We start from the raw sequence: 18,026 nt of genomic DNA on the forward strand, positions 1-18,026 counted from the left end.
TCAGGCCGCATCCGGCACCGATTGCCTGATGGCGTTACGCTTATCAGGCCTGCGGGATAATGGCAGGCCTGATAAGCGGTTCACTACGCGAAAAAATTAACCGAGGATTTTTTCCAGCGCTGCGCGCACGTCGGCAACGGCCTGCGTACCATCAACTTTAGCGTATTTGGTGTTGCCCGCTTCCGCTTCTTTCTGGTAGTAGCCAATCAGCGGCGCGGTCATCTGATGATATTCCACCAGACGTTTGCGAACGGTCTCTTCCTGATCGTCTTTACGGGTGGTCAGATCTTCGCCGGTGACGTCATCTTTGCCTTCCACTTTCGGCGGATTAAACTTTACGTGGTAAACGCGGCCAGAGGCGGCGTGTACGCGACGACCCACAATACGGTCAACGATCAGTTCGTCCGGTACGTCGAATTCCAGCACGTAATCCACGACAATACCCGCTTCTTTCATCGCGTCAGCCTGCGGGATCGTGCGCGGGAAACCGTCCAGCAGAAAACCGTTACGGCAGTCTTCCTGGGCGATACGCTCTTTAACCAGCGCAATCACCAGTTCATCGGTCACCAGTTTACCGGCGTCCATGATATCTTTCGCCTGTTTGCCCAACTCGGAGCCTGATTTCACTGCGGCGCGCAGCATATCGCCAGTGGAGATTTGCGGAATACCATATTTCTCCATGATGAACTGAGCCTGAGTTCCTTTACCCGCGCCCGGAGCGCCAAGCAGAATAATACGCATTACGAAAATCCCCTCAAAGGTTGTCGATATTTTTTAAAAAGCGCTAAACGATACCACCATCACGCATTTCGCTCAAGGAAGCCGCCTGATGCTGAAACGGTTAACGAAGAGAAATCCAGAAAAGAGAAGGTATTATAAAAAATGCCGGATGGCGCTGGCGCTTATCCGGCCTACAAACAGTACTCGTCCGTAGGCCGGATAAGACGTTTCGCGTCGCTATCCGGCAATCAGATGAGCGTTATCAGGACACCAGCAACTGGTTCATACGGCGGATAAACTGGTTCGGATCTTCCAGCGTACCGCGTTCAGCGAACAGCGCCTGATCCAGCAGCAGCTCGACCCACTCTTTAAACTGCGCTTCATCCTCGGTATCGGCAGTGCGTTTGACCAGCACATGATCCGGGTTGAGCTCAAAGATGTATTTCACTTCCGGCACGGACTGACCGGCCGCGGCGAACAGTTTCGCCATCTGGGTGCTCATTTCATCCGCATCGGTGGTGACAATCGCCGGCGTGTCGGTTAAACGGTGCGTCAGACGCACCTCTTTCACGCGATCGCCCAGCAGGGTTTTGACACGCTCCACGAACGGCTCAAGCGCCTTTTCCGCTTCTTTCGCGTTTTCGTCGACTTCATCTGCCAGTTTTTCGATGGACTCATCGGCTTTAGCGACCGACTGGAATGCTTTACCGTCAAACTCGGTCAGGTAGTTCATCATCCACTCATCGATGCGATCGGAGAGCAGCAGCACTTCGATGCCTTTCTTACGCAGCAGTTCCAGGTGCGGGCTGTTTTTCGCCGCCGCATAGCTGTCTGCGGTGATGTAGTAGATTTTTTCCTGCCCTTCTTTCATCCGGGAGACGTAATCTTCCAGCGACACGGTCTGGGCGGAAGAGTCGGTATGGGTGGAGGCAAAGCGCAACAGTTTGGCGATCGCTTCCTGGTTGGCGTGATCTTCCGCCGGGCCTTCTTTCAACACCAGACCGAACTGTTTCCAGAAGGTTTGGTATTTTTCCGCGTCGTCTTTCGCCAGTTTTTCCAGCATTTGCAGAACGCGTTTGGTCAGGGCGCTGCGCAGATTACGCGTTACCGTGCTGTCCTGCAGGATTTCACGGGAGACGTTCAACGGCAGGTCGTTAGAATCAATCAGGCCGCGCACGAAACGCAGATAGTTCGGCATGAACTGCTCGGCATCGTCCATAATGAATACGCGCTGTACGTAAAGCTTCAGACCATGTTTGTGATCGCGGTTCCACAGATCCCACGGCGCCTGCGACGGGATATACAGCAGGCTAGTGTACTCCTGCTTACCTTCCACGCGGTTGTGGCTCCAGGTCAGCGGATCGGTGAAATCATGCGCGATGTGCTTGTAAAACTCGTTGTACTCGTCGTCTTTAATTTCCGACTTGTTACGGGTCCACAGCGCCTGGGCCTTGTTGATTTTCTCCCAGGAAATCACGGTTTCGCCGTCTTTTTCTTCCCGTTTTTCAATCTCTACCGGCAATGCGATGTGATCGGAATATTTACTGATAATCGAGCGTACGCGCCAGTCATCGAGGAATTCATCTTCGCCTTCACGCAGGTGTAAGGTGATTTCCGTACCACGGTCATTTTTGGTGATATCGGCAACGGTGTATTCGCCTTCGCCTGCCGATTCCCAGAACACGCCATTTTCCGGCTTGTCGCCTGCCGCACGAGTACGTACGGTCACTTTATCGGCCACAATAAACGCGGAATAGAAGCCTACGCCAAACTGACCGATGAGCTGGCTATCTTTCGCCTGATCGGACCCCATTGATTCGAGGAAAGATTTGGTGCCGGACTTGGCAATGGTGCCTAAGTGGTCAATCACCTCATCACGATTCATCCCCACGCCGTTATCGGCAATGGTCAACGTACGCTTATCTTTATCGAAAGAGACGCGCACACGCAGCTCGCCATCTCCTTCATACAGGTCCGGGTTTGACAGAGCGCGGAAACGCAGCTTATCCGCCGCATCTGAGGCGTTAGAGATGAGTTCACGCAGGAAGATTTCTTTATTGGAATAAAGAGAATGGATCATCAGGTGCAGAAGCTGTTTAACTTCTGACTGAAAACCACGCGTTTCTTGTCCTTTCATGTGGATAGACCTCAACAATGCCATTTTTAATGGTAAAAATACGTTGAGGGTGAGATGGGGACAAGCGGGTGTGATTTCAAGCGGAGGCCGCGAATGCCGCCTCCGTTTGTTCAGAAAATAATCTTATGGCGTCCCGCCAGCGAGTGGGACAGCGTCGTACCGTCGACCATCTCCAGTTCGCCGCCAACCGGCACGCCGTGGGCGATACGACTGGCTTCGACGCCGGCCTCCGCGCACAGCTCGGCAATATAGTTCGCGGTAGCCTCCCCTTCAACCGTCGGGTTGGTCGCGAGGATCAGCTCGCTGATTTTTTCTGACGCCAGCCGCTGTTCCAGACGATCGAGACCGATATCATCCGGCCCGATGCCGTCCAGCGGCGACAGGTGGCCCATCAGCACGAAATACCGCCCGGAAAATTGCCCGGTCTGCTCAATGGCGTAGATATCCGCAGGACTCTCCACCACGCAAATCTGGCCGTTTTCCTGACGCCGCGGGTTCGAACAGATATTACAAACATCCTGCTCGGTAAAGGTGCGGCAGTCGGCGCAGTGGCCAATTTCCGACATCGCCCGGGTCAGCGCCTGCGCCAGGCGCATTCCGCCGCTGCGATCGCGCTGCAACAGGGTAAACGCCATCCGCTGCGCCGACTTAGGGCCGACGCCCGGAAGGCAGCGCAACGCTTCCATAAGCTGAGTTAACAGCGGACTGGTTTGCATCAGAATGGCATCTTAAAGCCTGGCGGCAGTTGCATACCGGAAGAGACGGAGGCCATCTTCTCTTTTTGCGTCTCTTCAATGCGGCGCGCCGCATCGTTGAAGGCCGCAGCGACCAGATCCTCCAGCATCTCTTTGTCATCTTCCAGCAGGCTTGGGTCAATTTCCACGCGGCGGCAGTTATGCGCGCCGTTGATGGTAACCTTCACCAGACCCGCGCCGGATTCGCCGGTCACTTCCAGCTGCGCAATCTCTTCCTGCATTTTCTGCATTTTTTCCTGCATCTGCTGGGCCTGCTTCATCAGATTGCCCAGACCGCCTTTTCCAAACATAAGCTCTCTCTCTTGATGGTTCACAATCGCAAGCCGGGCTTACGATCAAATGGGGCGGATACTCTCTTCATCCAGCTCGGCGTCGAAGAATCGACGCAGCGTCTGAATGTTATTATCCGCGATAATTGACTCACGCGCTTGCGCGAGTTTCTCTTCATAAATGGCCTGACGCCATTCCAGCGGCGTACGCACCGCGGGATTATCATCTTCAACGATGGTCAGTTCAACCGTCGTTCCCGTCAGATCGCTGAGCGCTTGCGCCAGCTTTTGCTGCGCGCCGCTGGAATTGAGGTGCCGCTGCGTCGAGCGCAGATGCAGACAAACCGCGTTGCCGTTCTGCTCCTTCCAGGCATTAAGCGCCACCTGCTCCACCAGCTTAGGCAAAGAAAGCTGGCTTACCTGCGCCGCCCACGGATCGCGCTCAATCGCTTCCGCCGCCAGTTTAGCCGCCAGCTCCGGCGTTTTTTCATGCTCCAGAGCTTTCTTAAGCGCTTTTGGCGTAGCCACCACTTCTTTGGTTTGTACTACCGGCGTGGTGGCCTTCCAGCGATAAGCCTCTTTCTTTACTGGCGCCGTTTCCAGCGCAGACGGCGCCGGGCGCGCCTGTACGCGCTCCGAAACCGAGGCCAGCCGCTCCAGCGCAGAGTTATTCACCGGCCGCGCGCGGGATGCGGCTGCCGGTTCACTCTTTTTTGTTTTGGTTACTCCCTGCGCGCGCTGTAGCTGATTGCGCGCCGCCAGCACCTGACTGGTAGACGCCGGCAGCGGCGCTGGCGATGTCTGCGGCGCGGGCGCCGACTGCTGCTGCACCTGTGGCGGCGTCATTACCGCCGTTGGGGCCACGGCCGCAAAAGACTGCCGCGGCGTTTCAGGCTCCGGCAAGGGCATACGCGGGTGAAACGCCAGCGCACGCAGTAACGTCATTTCAACGCCCATCCGCCGGTCCGGCGCCCAGGGCAATTCTTTGCGACCAATCAACAACGTCTGATAATAGAGCTGAAGGTCGCCGGGAGGCACCGTCCGGGCAAGTTCGCGCATCCGTTGCTCGATAGCCGCCATATCGCTGCCTAACGCGGCAGGCGAAAGTTGCACCATCGCAATACGGTGCAGCAGGCTAAGCATTTCGACCAGCAGCGCTTCCCATTCAATACCGCGCGCCGCCGCCTCGTTGATAAGCGACATGACGCGTTCGCCGTTAGCGTCAACCACTGCCTCGACTAATGACAAAGCCTGGTCGTCGTCCAGCGTACCGAGCATGGCGCTTACCGCCTGCGTCGAAACCTGCCCGTCGCCGCTGGCGATCGCCTGGTCAGTCAGACTTAATGCATCGCGCAGGCTGCCGTCAGCCGCACGTGATAACAACTGCAACGCGCGGGGTTCGTGAGCGATATGTTCCTCATTGAGAATATGCTCAAGCTGATGGCGAATCTGTTCAACATCCAGAGCTTTGAGATGAAACTGTAGGCAGCGCGACAAAATGGTCACCGGCAGCTTCTGCGGATCGGTGGTCGCCAGTAAAAATTTCACATGCGCTGGCGGCTCTTCAAGCGTTTTAAGTAACGCATTAAAGCTGTGGCGCGACAGCATGTGGACTTCATCGATCAGATAGACTTTAAAGCGACCGCGCGCAGGCGCGTACTGGACGTTATCCAGCAGGTCGCGGGTGTCTTCGACTTTGGTACGCGATGCGGCGTCAATCTCAATGAGATCGACAAAACGCCCCTGCTCAATTTCCCGACAATTATCGCAAACGCCGCACGGCGTCGCGGTAATACCGGTTTCGCAGTTCAGCCCCTTCGCCAGCAGTCGGGCGATAGAGGTTTTACCGACGCCGCGCGTGCCGGAAAAAAGATATGCGTGATGAATGCGCCCTAACGACAAGCCGTTCGCCAGTGCGGTCAGCACATGTTCCTGGCCGACGACGTCAGCAAAGGTTTGTGGGCGCCATTTTCTGGCTAAGACCTGATAACTCATTGGCAGGCTCTGAAACGCTGGAAGGTGGATTCATAGAAGGGTAATGCTAACACAACCTCGCCGATACAGCGAGGTTGTCTCTCTGGCTAAAATAGCAGTGCGGATAGCCTGAATCAATGCCCTGGAAACGGCACCAGGCTATAACAGGTAATCCCCTGCTTTTCCAGACGCTGCTCGCCGCCCAGATCGAACAAATTGATGATGAACGCCGCATCGGTGACTTTCCCGCCCAGACGACGGATCAGCTTCACGGTCGCCTCAATGGTGCCGCCAGTCGCCAGCAGATCGTCCACGACCAGCACGTTGTCGCCAGGTTTAATCGCGTCGACATGGATTTCCAGCTGATCGGTGCCGTACTCTAATTCATAGGTCTCGGCAATAGTTTCACGCGGTAATTTGCGCGGTTTACGTACCGGAACAAAACCAACGCCCAGCCCAAGCGCAACCGGCGCGCCAAACAGGAAGCCACGCGCTTCGGTGCCGACCACGTTGGTGATACCCGCATTTTTATAACGCTCAACCAACAGTTCAATACTGAGCGCGTAGGCTTTCGGGTCTTCCAGTAAGCTGGTGACATCACGGAAAAGAATGCCCGGTTTCGGGTAATCCTGAATGCTTTTGATGCTGTTTTTGAGAAACTCAAGCTGCTGTGCAGTCGCGGTCATGGATATATGCCTGCTAAGTACGGTGTTACTCACGGCGCAATACTTTTCGGTCAGGGGTAACGCTCGGTTACTCTTTGACCGCCTGCGCCTGTGCTCGAAAACGGTCGAATTTACTGGCTGTGAACGACAATTGCAACAGCGATTCGTGTGCTTCAGCGCTTTTGTTGCTTTTCATCAATCACCGGTATCCGCCACATAAAAATCAGCAGACAGGCCAAAATAACCAACAGCAGCACCCGCACCCACATCATATTCACCAGCCACAGCGATATACCAAAGGTCAGCAATATCAACGCGATCGCTCGCGGTTTCGCTCCCGGCGGCATGGCCCGATAGCGCTGCCAGTGGCGCAGATAACCGCCAAACCATGAACGGTATAACAACCAGGCATGGAAACGCGGCGACGAGCGGGCGAAACACCAGGCCGCCAGTAAAATGAACGGCGTAGTCGGCAACAGGGGCAAAACCACGCCCAATGTCCCTAATACTACCGCCAGCCAGCCAATGATGATTAAAATAGTACGTTGCATAATGCGAATCGTTATCAAACAGAAGGCTACTGTAGCACAGCCTGTCTTATTTTCATCGGGGTGTTGAATTGAAAACCGCTATGCTGTTACAGACGCTGGAAGAGAGGCTGGCGACGCTACGCCAACGCTGCGCGCCGCTGGCGCAACATGCGACGTTAAGCGCGCGCTTTGACCGACACCTTTTCCGTACCCGCAGTACTCTGTTGCAGGGATATCTGGAAGAGGCAGACGCCAATCTCGCCGCGTTGCGTCAGGCGGTAAAACATGAGCAACTGCCGCAAGTCGCCTGGCTGGCGGAACATCTGGCTTCGCAACTGGAGGCGATATCGCGTGAAACCGCCGCCTGGTCGCTGCGCCAGTGGGACGCCGCCGCGCCAGGGCTTGGCCGTTGGCAGCGCAGACGAATACAGCATCAGGAGTTTGAACGTCGACTACTGGCGATGACACAGGAGCGCAAAATTCGTCTGGCGCAGGCGACCGGCCTTGTCGAACAACAAACGCTGCAAAAGGAAGTCGAGATCTATGAAGGACGGCTGGCGCGCTGTCGACATGCGCTGGAGAAAATAGAAAACGTACTGGCGCGTTTAACCCGTTAACCCTGGAGAAAGTATGTCGCTTGAAAATGCCCCTGATGAAGTCAAACTGGCCGTGGATTTAATTGTGCTGCTTGAAGAGAATCGCTTACCGGCACGAACGGTGCTACGCGCGCTGGAAATAGTTATGCGAGATTATGAAAACAAGTTAAAAAGTACGGAAGACGACTCGCAAACAGAGTAATTGCCCTCTGGTTTGTCCTCGTTGTCGCTGACAGAGTGGTCGCTACAGTCAGGCAACAAGGGACGGGTCATGGAACGTCTACCCACCACGCCGCACGATGCGGTATTTCGACAGATGCTGATGCAAAAAGAGGTCGCCCGCGACTTTCTGGCTCTCCACATGCCAGAAGACTTTCTTGCAATCTGCGATCTGGATTCACTGAAGCTGGAGTCAGGGAGTTTTGTTGAAGACAATTTACGCAGCCGCTATTCAGATATCCTCTACTCTTTACATACCCAACACGGCCCCGGGTATGTTTACGCGCTCATTGAACATCAGAGCAAATCAGACCGGCTGATGGCTTTTCGCCTGATGCGTTACGCCATTGCCGCCATGCAGCGTCATCTGGATGCCGGTCATGATACCTTGCCGCTGGTGGTGCCAATCCTTTTTTATCACGGTCCGGAAAGCCCGTGGCCCTATAGCCTTAACTGGCATAATATGTTTGTGAAACCGGATATGGCGAAGGCCTTATACAGCTGCGAATTTGCGCTGGTCGACCTGACGATAATGCCGGATAATCAGCTTTTGCAGCATCGGCGGATAGCGATGTTAGAGCTCCTGCAAAAACATATTCGTCAACGCGATTTAAGCGAACTGCTCGACCCCCTTATCACGCTTTTAACGCAGGATCATTTGACGGACACGCAGCTCAGTGTGCTGATCAACTATATGTTGAAAGCAGGAAACGCCGCAGAACCCGGAGCGCTGATTCGTCAACTGGCGCAGGGCGCGCCGCAGTATAAGGAACAACTGATGACAATAGCGGAATGGCTGGAAGAAAAAGGCCGAACGGAAGGGTTGCAAAAAGGCCTGCAAAAAGGGCTTGAGCAAGGTTTAGCACAAGGCCGTGAGGCCGAAGCGCGCGCTATTGCCCGCAAAATGCTTGCCAACGGGCTGGAACCCGGGCTCATCGCCAGCGTCACCGGCATTACGCCGGAAGAGCTTTCTACGCTTTCGCATTAGCGGCGCCGCGCGCACTCATAAAGCGCGCGGCCCACCGCCTTTTAGCTTGCCGTAGGCGCCAGATCGCCGCCGTTGAGATCGCGCTTCACTTCAGTGACTTCGTCGCCCTTCGCGTTATGCAGATGCACCTCAAGCTGGTTAAAGGCGATATTGATATCATTTTCACGGCACAGTCGATCGATCGCGCGGTTCAGTTCATCCACCGTATGGCTACGATCGCGCAATTCACGCACGTACAGACGCAGTTCATGATCCAGAGTGCTGGCGCCAAAGGTGGTGAAGAATACGGCAGGTTCCGGATCGTGCATCACCTTCGGATGCTCCATCGCCGCCTGTAGCAGGACTCTTTTCACTTTCTCCAGATCCGAGCCATAGGCCACGCCAAGCCGGATCACCAGACGTGTCGTGGTATCGGACAGGGACCAGTTAATCAGCCGCTCCGTCACGAACGCTTTGTTCGGAATGATCACTTCTTTACGATCAAAATCGGTAATAGTGGTGGCGCGAATACGAATCTTACTGACCGTGCCGGAGTAGGTGCCGATCGTTACCGTATCGCCAATGCGTACCGGACGTTCGAAGAGGATGATTAAACCCGAGACAAAGTTACCGAAGATCTCCTGTAGCCCAAAACCGAGACCCACCGACAACGCCGCCGCCAGCCACTGGAGTTTATCCCACGAGACGCCGAGCGATCCGAATACTGTCATCGCGCCAACAGCGATAATGACGTAGTTAAGGATCGTGGTGATCGCATACGAAGCCCCCTGGCGCATATTCAGACGTGAAAGCACCAGCACTTCCAGCAGGCCGGGTAAGTTGCGGATGAGCGCCCAAGCCACCATCGCGGCAATAATGGCGAATAGCAAGCTGCCCATCGTCACGCTTTTCACCACCGCAGCGCCAGCTTCGGAGCCGTTGTAGTGCCACAGCGTGATGCTATCAAGATAGCTGAATACGGTGATCAAATCGGACCAAATCGCCCAGAACATAACGCCGAACAGGGCAAGCATTAGCAGCATCGTGATACGTAATGTTTGCTGGTTAATTTGCTCCAGCGCGATGGCGGGTTCTTCCTGTGGCTCCGCGCCTTCCGCTCCCTCTTTTACCAGGTTCTGACGACGAGCCAGCGCGCGTCGCCAGGCAATCCGGCGCGCCGCTACGCTTAACCCGCGCAGCACCGTTTGATAAAGCAGGTTCCAGATAATGACCAGATAGACGGTTTCAATCCAGCGCCCCGCCAGGCGCAGCGTGGTATAGAAATAGCCGGTCGCCGTTAATACCATTAACGCCACCGGAATGATGGAAAGAATCGTCACGGTCACCAGTCGAATGCCGTGAGATTCTTTATCGCGCCAGCTTTCCCGGCACAGTGGCCACACCAGCAATGTTATGACCAGCAAATTGAGGAAAATAACCGCCTGCCCCAGCACGTCATCCATCAGATTCAGCGGCGACAACTCCGCCACCACAGACCAAAAGTGCAGCGGCAGCAATGCGAGGCTAATGCGTACAATCTGGCGACGCCAGTGGCTGGTCAACTGCGCCGGCATACCAAAATGGCGTATCGCCACGCCCTCTTTTTCCAGCACCTTCCAGCACAGTCCAAAGACCAGCCAGAACATCGCGAGCTTTTTACTAAAGGCCCAGAGCAGATCGCTGATATTTAGCTGCATGGTCAGCAAGATCAGTCCAAGCGCGAGGATAATCAGGCACACCGGCAGCGCGCGGATCAGATCGATCAGAATAGCTTTTGGCGTATTGAGCTGACTATCGTTACGCAGCGATCCCACGGCGGCGGCCAGCTTCTGTTGATACGCTTTTAACCATTTCAGACGCCAGCGGATTAAACCGGCGATGAGCAAGAGCGGCAACCCGGCCAAAAAAGCAATAAATACCGCGGGCCAGGCTTTTTGCCAGTTCACCGTGATTTTCATGGCGCTGAATTGCTCTTTTAACGTTTGGGGGAACGCTTTAAGCCAGTCCCAGTCCATAGGGCGGTTACTGTTCACCCAAAAAATCTGCTGCGTCAGAATGGCTTTCAGATTTTTCGAGACGCTCATCAACTGCTGCTGGTTAACTTGCAGGTTAATCGCCATCATCAGCTGGTTACCCAACTGTTTATTTAGCTGATCCAATAGCTCACGGCGCATCTCCACCACCTGAAGCAACGCATCATGAACTTCATCATTTACCTCGCTGGTATGCCCCTCCTCCAGCTTGTCGACAAAGGCATCGCTTTGGAATAAGGCATCACGCTGCTGGTTGATTTCAAACTGCTCCAGACGCAAATCCGCAATGCGGTTGGTCATATCTTCGAGTTCGTCGGCGGAGGGCAGGGTTTGCTGCTGTTGATAAAGAATACGCGACAGCAACAGGCTGCCTTTTAAGACGGCAATCTGTTCTTTGATATTTCTTTCCGACTGCAGCGCGCGATCGAGCCAGTTTTTCACTTTAATGTTTTGCTGCATCAACATATTGCCGTTTTCGGTCGCGACAATCAGACGCTGGCTGAGTTGATGGTTAATATCCAGTTCCTGTTTTACCAGCGGGTTCGCCTGGATACGCGCCGTTTCGTCCGGCGAAATGGCCTCCTGGGCCGTTTTTTCCGTTAGCGTAAGTCGTTTACTGTTGACCGCCTCCTGTAAAAGTTGAAGCTGATGTTCAAGGCGATTACTGTTGGCCGTCACGTAATCGCGCTGTTTTTGCAGGGTGTCCTGCAAAACGGTATTCCCTTCAAGACTCTTACGTTGCTGGTCGATCTGCGCATTAAGCAGCGCCTGTTTTGCCTGTAATAACACCTGTTGGCTGGGGCGAAGCGCGGCTTCCCCGACGTTATTGCCGTCCAGACGGTTACGGATTTGCTGTATTTGCTGCGAGGCGGTATACATGGCGTTTTGCACGCGCTCAGGCTGGGTCTGTAGCGAAACAAGCTGGCTGTTATAAGCGGCAAGATCGTTTTGCGAATTTTGCAAATCATCCAGTACCTGCGCCACGCGCAGCTCAAGCTGACGTAGCGAAAGCGCACTCAGCGTTTTTCGCATTTCATCATCATTATCGACGTCGCTCAGCGCATTCAACGCAGCCGTCGCCTGACGCATTTTTTCAGGCGCCTGCGCCACCTTCTGCCGTAGCTGTACGGTCTCCTCTTTCACCCGCTCGATTTTCTCCAGCGTAGCTAACGTATCAATAAGGTCCTGCTGGACGAGCTTATCCTGGGCGGAGAGATCTTTTTGCTTATTCAGCGTATCCAGCTGGTTTTGCACATCCGCTTTTGACGGCAGGTCGCCATTCGTTTGCCCCCGGGCAAATGCCAGAGACTGACAGGACAGCAGGATAATAAGGACGCTAATTGTAATAAAAACAAAATGCTGTGAACGTTTATAAAGCTGCAACATAGTCATGAGAATGAAGTGTCTGAACCGGCAAGCAGACCGGAAATAATTGAGTCGCAAGAATATCACGCCTGTAACAAACAGAATAGCGACACAGAAAATGTCCAGGAGTTTTCCTGGAATATTATCAGGGGGAGCCGTTGACCGTCGACGCGCGCAGCGTCGGACACAATTGATACATCTCCAGCAGGATCGTGACGTAGGCGCGAGCTTCTTTTTTTAAATCAAACGATTGCGGAGCAAATAACCAGTTTTCCATGAGCCCTGAAATAAAGCTGCGCATCAGTATCGCCGCACGACGGGTCAGCAGATTTTCAGGCAGCATTTTAGCATTAATACAATGTTTTAACGTTTGTTCAATCCGATCGTAACTTTCCAGACAAAGGCTACGCTGCGCCTGTTGAACCACAACCATTTCTCCGACAAACTCACATTTATGGAATATAATCTCCATCAATAAGCGGCGTCGTTCTTCTGTTACAGTAGCTTCAAGAATATGAACTAAAATTTCTCTTAATACAGATAGTGGATCGTCGGGGAATTTTGCCTGATACTCAATCTCAAGCTCACCAATATTGGATTCTGATAGCTCCCAGATCTCACTGAATAAATCCGACTTATTTTTGAAATGCCAATAGATTGCGCCGCGCGTCACGCCAGCAGCGTTCGCAATCTCCGCCAGCGAGGTTGCCGATACGCCTTGCTGCGAGAACAAACGCAGGGCCACATCCAGGATGTGTTGTCGTGTCTCCAGCGCTTGTTGTTTGGTTTTTCGTGCCATATGTCGGTGAATTTACAGGCGTTAGATTTACATACATTTATGGATGTATGTACCATAGCACGACGATAATATAAACGCAGCAATGGGTTTAAGGACCTTTGACCATTGACCAATTTGAAATCGGACACTCGAGGTTTACATATGAACAAAAACAGAGGGTTAACGCCTCTGGCGGTCGTTCTGATGCTCTCAGGCAGCTTAGCGCTAACAGGATGTGACGACAAACAGGACCAGCAAGGCGGCCAGCAGATGCCAGAAGTTGGAGTTGTCACACTAAAAACGGAACCACTGCAAATCACAACTGAACTTCCGGGTCGTACCGTTGCTTACCGTATCGCCGAAGTTCGCCCGCAGGTAAGCGGCATTATCCTGAAGCGTAATTTCGTTGAGGGAAGTGATATCGAAGCGGGAGTCTCTCTCTATCAGATTGATCCTGCGACCTACCAGGCGACTTACGACAGCGCTAAGGGCGATCTGGCAAAAGCGCAGGCCGCCGCGAATATCGCTGAACTGACGGTGAAGCGTTATCAAAAGCTGCTGGGTACGCAGTACATCAGTAAGCAGGAATACGATCAGGCGCTGGCTGACGCGAAACAAGCGACTGCCGCCGTTGTCGCAGCAAAAGCCGCCGTTGAAACCGCACGTATCAACCTGGCGTATACCAAAGTCACCTCACCGATTAGCGGTCGTATTGGTAAGTCATCCGTAACGGAAGGCGCGCTGGTACAGAACGGTCAGGCGTCGGCGCTGGCGACAGTGCAGCAGCTGGACCCTATTTATGTCGATGTGACCCAGTCCAGCAATGATTTCCTGCGCCTGAAGCAGGAGCTGGCAAATGGTTCGCTGAAGCAGGAAAACGGCAAAGCGAAGGTCGATCTGGTGACCAGCGACGGTATCAAATTCCCGCAATCCGGTACGCTTGAGTTCTCCGACGTGACCGTTGACCAAACCACCGGATCTATTACTTTGCGCGCCATCTTCCCTAACCCGGATCACACCTTATTGCCAGGAATGTTCGTTCGCGCACGTCTGCAGGAAGGGACAAAACCGACGGCATTACTGGTTCCACAACAGGGCGTTACCCGTACTCCACGTGGCGATGCCACGGTGCTGGTGGTTGGCGCTGATAACAAAGTGGAAACCCGCCAAATCGTCGCAAGCCAGGCGATCGGCGATAAGTGGCTGGTGACTGACGGGTTGAAAGCGGGCGACCGCGTAGTCGTCAGCGGGCTGCAAAAAGTACGTCCTGGCGCACAGGTTAAAGTGCAGGAAATTACCGCGGATAACAAACAGCAAGCCGCAAGCGGTGATCAACCTGCTCAGCCCAGGTCTTAACTTAAACAGGAGCCGTTAAGACATGCCTAATTTCTTTATCGATCGCCCTATATTTGCGTGGGTGATCGCCATCATCATCATGTTGGCAGGGGGGCTCGCGATCCTCAAATTGCCGGTAGCGCAATATCCGACGATTGCGCCACCAGCAGTGACGATCTCCGCAACCTACCCTGGCGCTGATGCGAAAACGGTACAGGATACCGTCACGCAGGTTATCGAACAGAATATGAACGGTATCGATAACCTGATGTATATGTCCTCCAACAGTGACTCCACGGGGACCGTGCAGATCACGCTGACCTTTGAATCCGGTACCGATGCGGACATCGCGCAGGTTCAGGTTCAGAACAAGTTGCAACTGGCAATGCCGTTACTTCCCCAGGAAGTACAGCAACAGGGCGTAAGCGTTGAGAAGTCCTCAAGTAGCTTCCTGATGGTAGTGGGCGTCATTAACACCGACGGCACCATGACCCAGGAGGATATTTCGGATTACGTTGCCGCCAATATGAAAGATCCGATCAGCCGTACCTCTGGGGTGGGCGACGTCCAGCTGTTTGGTTCGCAGTATGCGATGCGTATCTGGATGAATCCGACAGAGCTGACCAAATACCAACTGACGCCGGTCGACGTGATTAACGCGATCAAAGCGCAGAACGCCCAGGTCGCGGCAGGTCAGCTCGGTGGTACGCCGCCGGTAAAAGGCCAGCAGCTTAACGCATCGATTATTGCCCAAACGCGTCTGACCTCAACGGATGAGTTTGGCAAAATCCTGCTGAAGGTGAATCAGGATGGCTCTCAGGTTCGTCTGCGGGATGTAGCGAAAATTGAGCTTGGCGGCGAAAACTACGACGTCATCGCGAAATTTAACGGTCAGCCAGCGTCAGGTCTTGGCATCAAACTGGCTACCGGCGCCAACGCGCTGGATACCGCTACCGCTATTCGCGCCGAACTGAAAAAAATGGAACCGTTCTTCCCGCCAGGGATGAAAATCGTCTACCCGTATGACACCACGCCGTTCGTGAAGATCTCTATTCATGAAGTGGTAAAAACGCTGGTCGAAGCGATTATCCTCGTGTTCCTGGTGATGTACCTGTTCCTGCAGAACTTCCGCGCGACGTTGATTCCGACTATTGCGGTTCCGGTGGTGTTGTTGGGAACCTTTGCCGTGCTTGCGGCATTCGGTTTCTCGATAAACACGCTGACGATGTTCGGGATGGTGCTCGCCATCGGCTTGCTGGTGGATGACGCCATCGTGGTGGTCGAGAACGTCGAACGTGTTATGACGGAAGAAGGCCTTCCGCCGAAGGAAGCGACGCGCAAATCCATGGGCCAGATTCAGGGCGCATTGGTGGGTATCGCGATGGTACTGTCGGCGGTATTTATTCCGATGGCCTTCTTTGGCGGCTCAACCGGGGCAATTTATCGTCAGTTCTCTATCACCATCGTATCGGCGATGGCGCTGTCGGTGCTGGTCGCGCTGATCCTGACGCCCGCGCTGTGCGCGACGATGCTCAAACCCGTCGCCAAAGGCGATCATGGCGAAGGGAAAAAAGGCTTTTTCGGCTGGTTTAACCGCCTGTTCGATAAGAGCACGCATCACTACACCGATAGCGTAGGCAATATTCTGCGCAGCACCGGGCGTTATCTGCTGCTCTATCTCATTATCGTCGTCGGTATGGCTTATCTGTTCGTTCGTCTGCCAAGCTCTTTCTTGCCGGATGAAGACCAGGGCGTATTCCTGACAATGGTCCAGCTCCCCGCCGGCGCGACGCAAGAGCGCACGCAAAAAGTGCTGGATGAGGTCACGGATTACTATCTGAACAAAGAGAAAGCCAACGTTGAATCGGTATTCGCCGTCAACGGCTTCGGTTTTGCAGGGCGCGGTCAGAATACCGGTATTGCATTCGTGTCGTTGAAAGACTGGGCCGATCGTCCAGGCGAAAAAAATAAGGTTGAAGCGATTACCCAGCGGGCAACCGCAGCGTTTTCACAAATTAAAGATGCGATGGTCTTCGCCTTTAACCTGCCGGCGATTGTTGAACTGGGCACCGCAACCGGGTTTGACTTCGAGTTGATTGACCAGGCGGGACTTGGTCATGAAAAACTGACCCAGGCGCGTAATCAGTTGTTCGGCGAGGTAGCGAAATATCCTGATCTGCTGGTAGGCGTTCGACCTAACGGCCTGGAGGATACGCCGCAGTTTAAAATCGATATCGACCAGGAAAAAGCTCAGGCGCTGGGCGTGTCTATTAGCGACATCAATACCACGCTGGGCGCAGCATGGGGCGGCAGCTATGTAAACGACTTTATCGATCGCGGTCGTGTGAAGAAAGTTTACGTGATGTCCGAAGCGAAATACCGCATGTTGCCGGATGATATTAACGACTGGTACGTTCGTGGTAGCGATGGTCAGATGGTGCCATTCTCCGCATTCTCCTCTTCCCGCTGGGAATATGGTTCGCCACGTCTGGAACGCTATAACGGTCTGCCTTCGATGGAAATTCTGGGTCAGGCGGCGCCAGGCAAGAGTACCGGTGAAGCGATGGCGATGATGGAAAAACTGGCCAGCAAGCTGCCGTCAGGCATTGGGTATGACTGGACCGGGATGTCCTACCAGGAGCGGTTGTCCGGCAACCAGGCCCCTGCCCTGTATGCTATCTCGCTGATCGTCGTCTTCCTGTGTCTGGCGGCATTGTATGAGAGCTGGTCTATCCCGTTCTCCGTAATGCTGGTTGTTCCGCTTGGGGTTATCGGCGCGCTGCTGGCTGCGACCTTCCGCGGACTGACTAACGACGTTTACTTCCAGGTGGGCCTGCTCACAACCATTGGGTTGTCGGCGAAGAACGCGATACTTATCGTCGAATTCGCCAAAGACTTAATGGATAAAGAAGGGAAAGGTCTGGTAGAAGCGACGCTGGAGGCCGTCCGGATGCGTTTGCGCCCGATTCTGATGACCTCGTTAGCGTTCATGCTGGGGGTTATGCCGCTGGTTATCAGTTCCGGCGCGGGTTCCGGCGCGCAGAATGCGGTAGGTACTGGCGTACTGGGCGGGATGGTAACGGCAACCGTACTGGCTATTTTCTTCGTACCGGTCTTCTTCGTGGTGGTACGCCGCCGCTTTAGCCGTAAAAGCGAAGATATTGAGCATAGTCATTCGACAGAACATCGCTGATTTGCTCACTGTAGATAAGGCCGCGCAAGCGGCCTTTTTTACGCAAAAATCATAAAATACGCTTATTGTTAGATTGATTATTTTTTGCCATATTAATAAAAGGTATAATCCTTACTGCGTTAAAGGCTTTTCTTAGGAAAGTTGGCCATTTCTTAATTCAGCCATTAATTAAGAAATATTAAGAATATTCCTGGCTATTTTCTCCTGTCAGAGTCTATTGTTTTAGCCTGAAAAGCTAAAAAACGTTAACCCAATGATTACACAAACAATAAAACTGGTTCCTTTTTAGGCGACCGACGATCACTGTTAAAATTCGAAAAAGTATGGCAACACGCGGCTTTCACGCAATTGTAATTTTTCGTAATATGACGATGAAAAGTTTTTTAGAGTAGATTATAGTTAAATCATAAGGTGACGTGGGAAGTACCAGGTTAGTTAGTTGTATCCATCCCGAAGGTGTTCGGTTAGTTTAAGCCACTAAAAAGGGGAT

Annotated in this window: 14 protein-coding genes and 1 other annotated feature; of the genes, 5 read left to right on the top strand and 9 right to left on the bottom strand. The window is 53.5% G+C overall.

The genetic code is table 11. The annotated features are described in order from the left end of the window. Positions 1-96: 96 nt before the first annotated feature. From adk to OLG56_RS16065, 7 genes are all read right to left on the bottom strand, one after another. On the bottom strand, positions 97-741 hold the full coding sequence (gene adk, locus OLG56_RS16035; protein ID WP_001220237.1) for an adenylate kinase: 645 nt from the start codon (positions 739-741) through the stop codon (positions 97-99). Between the two features lie 241 nt (positions 742-982). Continuing rightward, positions 983-2,857 carry a molecular chaperone HtpG gene (htpG, locus tag OLG56_RS16040; protein ID WP_001523272.1) on the bottom strand — a complete coding sequence of 625 codons (1,875 nt, stop codon included), beginning with the start codon at positions 2,855-2,857 and terminating at the stop codon, positions 983-985. A gap of 110 nt (positions 2,858-2,967) precedes the next feature. Further along, positions 2,968-3,573: a recombination mediator RecR gene (recR, locus tag OLG56_RS16045; RefSeq protein WP_001195023.1), complete on the bottom strand. Its 606-nt coding sequence runs from the start codon at positions 3,571-3,573 to the stop codon at positions 2,968-2,970. After that, the gene (locus tag OLG56_RS16050; RefSeq protein WP_000467098.1) at positions 3,573-3,902 is read right to left on the bottom strand and encodes a YbaB/EbfC family nucleoid-associated protein; all 330 of its coding nucleotides are present in this window, start codon (positions 3,900-3,902) and stop codon (positions 3,573-3,575) included. The genes recR and OLG56_RS16050 overlap by 1 nt, the downstream gene beginning before the upstream one ends. A gap of 45 nt (positions 3,903-3,947) precedes the next feature. Beyond that, positions 3,948-5,876, bottom strand: a complete 1,929-nt coding sequence (dnaX, locus tag OLG56_RS16055) for a DNA polymerase III subunit gamma/tau (RefSeq protein WP_000121958.1) — start codon at positions 5,874-5,876, stop codon at positions 3,948-3,950. Then, positions 4,551-4,615: a sequence feature (DnaX frameshifting element), on the bottom strand. It overlaps the preceding gene by 65 nt. Before the next feature lie 113 nt (positions 5,877-5,989). After that, positions 5,990-6,541, bottom strand: coding sequence for an adenine phosphoribosyltransferase (gene apt, locus OLG56_RS16060; protein WP_207011571.1), 552 nt, complete (start codon positions 6,539-6,541; stop codon positions 5,990-5,992). Between the two features lie 152 nt (positions 6,542-6,693). Further along, positions 6,694-7,071, bottom strand: a complete 378-nt coding sequence (locus tag OLG56_RS16065) for a DUF454 family protein (RefSeq protein ID WP_001189860.1) — start codon at positions 7,069-7,071, stop codon at positions 6,694-6,696. Positions 7,072-7,139: 68 nt separating this feature from the next. Between OLG56_RS16065 and priC the strand changes: the two genes are divergently transcribed. The 3 genes from priC to OLG56_RS16080 all read left to right on the top strand — a co-directional run bounded on the left by priC (position 7,140) and on the right by OLG56_RS16080 (position 8,853). After that, positions 7,140-7,667: a primosomal replication protein N'' gene (gene priC / locus OLG56_RS16070; protein ID WP_001575715.1), complete on the top strand. Its 528-nt coding sequence runs from the start codon at positions 7,140-7,142 to the stop codon at positions 7,665-7,667. A gap of 13 nt (positions 7,668-7,680) precedes the next feature. Then, complete coding sequence (gene rsmS / locus OLG56_RS16075) at positions 7,681-7,848, top strand: pleiotropic regulatory protein RsmS (protein WP_000051161.1); 168 nt, start codon at positions 7,681-7,683, stop codon at positions 7,846-7,848. 69 nt (positions 7,849-7,917) lie between these two features. Continuing rightward, on the top strand, positions 7,918-8,853 hold the full coding sequence (locus tag OLG56_RS16080; RefSeq protein ID WP_080086714.1) for an Rpn family recombination-promoting nuclease/putative transposase: 936 nt from the start codon (positions 7,918-7,920) through the stop codon (positions 8,851-8,853). Between the two features lie 41 nt (positions 8,854-8,894). On the opposite strand, the gene mscK is transcribed toward OLG56_RS16080, so the two are convergent. After that, entirely contained in the window at positions 8,895-12,257 is a 3,363-nt protein-coding gene (gene mscK / locus OLG56_RS16085) for a mechanosensitive channel MscK (RefSeq protein WP_000178238.1), read from the bottom strand. Between the two features lie 118 nt (positions 12,258-12,375). Further along, positions 12,376-13,029, bottom strand: a complete 654-nt coding sequence (acrR, locus tag OLG56_RS16090) for a multidrug efflux transporter transcriptional repressor AcrR (RefSeq protein WP_000101755.1) — start codon at positions 13,027-13,029, stop codon at positions 12,376-12,378. A gap of 141 nt (positions 13,030-13,170) precedes the next feature. Between acrR and acrA the strand changes: the two genes are divergently transcribed. Further along, positions 13,171-14,364, top strand: coding sequence for a multidrug efflux RND transporter periplasmic adaptor subunit AcrA (gene acrA, locus OLG56_RS16095; RefSeq protein WP_079980911.1), 1,194 nt, complete (start codon positions 13,171-13,173; stop codon positions 14,362-14,364). 22 nt (positions 14,365-14,386) lie between these two features. Further along, positions 14,387-17,536, top strand: a complete 3,150-nt coding sequence (acrB, locus tag OLG56_RS16100) for an efflux RND transporter permease AcrB (protein ID WP_039512904.1) — start codon at positions 14,387-14,389, stop codon at positions 17,534-17,536. Positions 17,537-18,026: the final 490 nt, after the last annotated feature.

This window comes from Salmonella sp. 2018103 (assembly GCF_026247685.1).
Classification (GTDB): Bacteria; Pseudomonadota; Gammaproteobacteria; order Enterobacterales; family Enterobacteriaceae; genus Salmonella; species Salmonella enterica.

Coding starts and splice junctions, on each gene's coding strand:
- adk (WP_001220237.1), bottom strand. CDS start 741: ATGCGTATTATTCTGCTTGGCGCTCCGGGCGCGGGTAAAGGAACTCAG.
- htpG (WP_001523272.1), bottom strand. CDS start 2,857: ATGAAAGGACAAGAAACGCGTGGTTTTCAGTCAGAAGTTAAACAGCTT.
- recR (WP_001195023.1), bottom strand. CDS start 3,573: ATGCAAACCAGTCCGCTGTTAACTCAGCTTATGGAAGCGTTGCGCTGC.
- OLG56_RS16050 (WP_000467098.1), bottom strand. CDS start 3,902: ATGTTTGGAAAAGGCGGTCTGGGCAATCTGATGAAGCAGGCCCAGCAG.
- dnaX (WP_000121958.1), bottom strand. CDS start 5,876: ATGAGTTATCAGGTCTTAGCCAGAAAATGGCGCCCACAAACCTTTGCT.
- apt (WP_207011571.1), bottom strand. CDS start 6,541: ATGACCGCGACTGCACAGCAGCTTGAGTTTCTCAAAAACAGCATCAAA.
- OLG56_RS16065 (WP_001189860.1), bottom strand. CDS start 7,071: ATGCAACGTACTATTTTAATCATCATTGGCTGGCTGGCGGTAGTATTA.
- rsmS (WP_000051161.1), top strand. CDS start 7,681: ATGTCGCTTGAAAATGCCCCTGATGAAGTCAAACTGGCCGTGGATTTA.
- OLG56_RS16080 (WP_080086714.1), top strand. CDS start 7,918: ATGGAACGTCTACCCACCACGCCGCACGATGCGGTATTTCGACAGATG.
- mscK (WP_000178238.1), bottom strand. CDS start 12,257: ATGACTATGTTGCAGCTTTATAAACGTTCACAGCATTTTGTTTTTATT.
- acrR (WP_000101755.1), bottom strand. CDS start 13,029: ATGGCACGAAAAACCAAACAACAAGCGCTGGAGACACGACAACACATC.
- acrA (WP_079980911.1), top strand. CDS start 13,171: ATGAACAAAAACAGAGGGTTAACGCCTCTGGCGGTCGTTCTGATGCTC.
- acrB (WP_039512904.1), top strand. CDS start 14,387: ATGCCTAATTTCTTTATCGATCGCCCTATATTTGCGTGGGTGATCGCC.